General features: G+C 57.3%; 2 protein-coding genes. One reads left to right on the top strand and one right to left on the bottom strand.

Features of this window, described 5'->3' with window-relative positions:
• Positions 1-2603 (top strand): bifunctional [glutamate--ammonia ligase]-adenylyl-L-tyrosine phosphorylase/[glutamate--ammonia-ligase] adenylyltransferase (gene glnE / locus H5U08_RS14915; RefSeq protein ID WP_297034761.1); only part of this gene is annotated, 2603 nt, incomplete at its 5' end.
• On the opposite strand, the gene H5U08_RS14920 is transcribed toward glnE, so the two are convergent.
• The coding region (locus H5U08_RS14920) for a hypothetical protein (protein ID WP_297034764.1) at positions 2558-2795 on the bottom strand (238 nt) is incomplete at its 5' end. The two genes, glnE and H5U08_RS14920, sit on opposite strands and share 46 nt — an antisense overlap.

Consider the following 2795-nt stretch of genomic DNA (forward strand, 5'->3'; position numbering starts at 1 on the left):
GTGTCTCGACGGTAACTCGCCAGCTTTCCTATCTTGCCGACGCAATCCTGCAGGCCGCCTATGAAAGTGCTCGCCGTCGGCTTGCCACCACCCTTGGGCTTCCGCGGCTGCCAAACGGTGCAGAGGCCCGATTCGTGATTCTGGCGATGGGAAAACTGGGTGGAGTGGAGCTGAATTACTCCAGCGATATTGACCTGATCTTTCTTTATGAGGGTGAAGGGGAAACTGACGGGCCGCGATCGGTCACAAACGCGGAATACTTTTCCCGCCTGGTCCAGGAAATTATTCGGTTACTGACTCAGCGCACGGAACTCGGGGCGGTATACCGGGTTGATCGGCGGCTGAGTCCGGAAGGCGAGCACGGTCCCGCGGCGATGAGTGTTCCAGCGGCCCTCCACTATTACGATGTCCGGGGCAGAACCTGGGAACGCCAGGCGTTCATCAAGGCGAGGCCCGCCGCTGGTTCCCTCGACCTGGGATACAGCTTCCTGGAGGAGCTTGAGCCGTGGATTTACCGGCGCTATCTCTCACGGGCAGATATCGCGGGCATCAAGACGCTGCGAAGAAAAATCGAACAGCGAGTCCGTCAGCGGGGAGTTGATCAGCGCGACGTGAAAAACGGCTGGGGCGGAATCCGTGATATTGAGTTCGTTATTCAGTTTCTCCAATTGCTGCATGGTGCCGATCTGCCCAGCGTGCGTACGGGAAACACGTTGGAAGCCATTGCGGGCCTGGAACAGGCGGGATGTCTCACGCATGCAGAAAGCAGCCATCTCCAGGAAAGCTACAATTTTCTCCGCAAACTGGAGCATCGCCTACAGATCATGTTCGATCTGCAAACCCACAGCGTTCCCAACGACCCGGCAGAAGTGCAGAAGCTGGCCATACGGATGGGCTATGGCAACGAGCCGGGCAGTTCAGCGCGGGACCAATTTGAAAGGGATTATCAGCGTTTTACCACGCGCAACCGGCAGATTTTGAATCATCTGCTCCACGATGCCTTCAGCGACGATTCTGAAACCGCGGCCGAAGTTGAGCTGGTCCTCGATCCCGAACCAACGCCGGAATTTATTGAGAACGTCCTGTCGCGGCATCGGTTCCGGGACATTCCCCAGGCCTACCGGAATCTCATGAATCTTGCGGAGGAGCGGATTCCATTCCTGTCCACCCGTCGTTGCCGCCATTTTCTGGCGTCAATCGCTCCGATGCTGTTAGCTGCCATCGCGGCCACTCCGGACCCCGATGCAACCCTCGTCACACTCAACCAGGTGAGTGATTCCCTGGGAGGAAAAGGTGTGCTCTGGGAGCTTTTCAGCTTCAACCCACCCTCTCTCAAGCTGTATGTGCAGCTCTGTGCCTACACGCCGTTTCTGGCAAGCCTTTTGATCAGTAACCCCGGCATGATCGACAGCCTGATGGACAGCCTGGTCCTCGATAAATTGCCGGACCGGCGGTTCATGGAAATGACGCTGCGGGAACTTTCCCTGGCGGCCGAAGATTTGGACCCGATCCTCCATGCTTTCAAGAACGATCATCTCCTCCAAATCGGCGTCCGCGACCTGCTGGGCAAGGATGACGTGGAAGCGATCACCCAGGCCATCAGCGATCTGGCGGAAACGTGCCTCACCGAGGTTGTTGTGCGGGAGTATGAGCACCTGGTCCTCCGCTACGGCCAGCCCACTGTGGGTGAGGGTCCCCGCCAGGGACAGCGCGCGGAAATGGTCATCCTGGCCATGGGGAAGTTCGGTGGGCGCGAAATGAATTACCAGAGTGATCTGGACCTTGTTTTCCTCTATGAGGAAGACGGCACCACGGTGCCGGTGGTGGAGTCGGGTTATGTCCGCCCCCGCGATACAACCACCAACCAGCATTTCTTCAGCGAGTTGACGCAACGGATCATCCGAAAAATTTCCTATCTGGGGCCATACGGTCGGCTTTATCAAGTGGACGCCCGACTTCGACCAACCGGCAGGAGCGGCACACTGGTCTTTTCTCTCCGCGAATTCGCCAACTATTTTCATCAGGGAATGGGGCAACTGTGGGAACGGCAGGCGTTGTGCAAGGCTCGGCCGGCGGTCGTTTCCGAACGGATGCGGCCCGTGGTGGAGGCACTCATTCGGGAAGTGATTGACAGCGAACCGTGGCGGCCGGAATTTGCCACGCAGATCGCCGATATGCGCCGTCGACTGGAAGAAACCGCCAAGCCACTGGACATCAAACGGGGACGGGGCGGAATCGTCGACGTGGAGTTTCTCATACAGATGCTCCAGCTTCGACACGGCCAGGAACATCCGGAAATCCGAAAGACTTCCACATTTGCCGCCATGCGGGCCCTGCATGAAAAAGGCCTGCTCCGCGAACAAGCCTTTAACGAACTTTATGAAAGCTATCGGTTTCTCCGCGCGCTCGAAAATCGGCTCCAGCTTGTAGCACCGACGGCCAAAAGTCGCATTCCGGAAGATCCCACCGAGCTGGCCCGTCTGGCCCATCTGATGAGTGCCGAGGATCCGGGAAGCCTCATCCAAACAGTGGAACAGTACCTCGCGCGCAACCGGTACTACTGGGAAACCACGGTGAACAGGCTTGCCGCAGGAAAAGAATAACTGATCATGCAATGGCCATGACGGGCGAAACGAAAATCCCAGGCACACAGGACGAAAGAACCGCTGATCTGCCATTTCTGAGCGTCAACTTCGATCGACGGAGCCCCCTCATCAAACCAGAGGAAGGAAAAACACTGCTTGTATTGAGTAAGGCAGCCGTTGGGAGGAATGAACTTTGGTTCGGATAGAAAT

Source organism: Thermogutta sp. (assembly GCF_014359955.1).
GTDB lineage: Bacteria > Planctomycetota > Planctomycetia > Pirellulales > Thermoguttaceae > Thermogutta.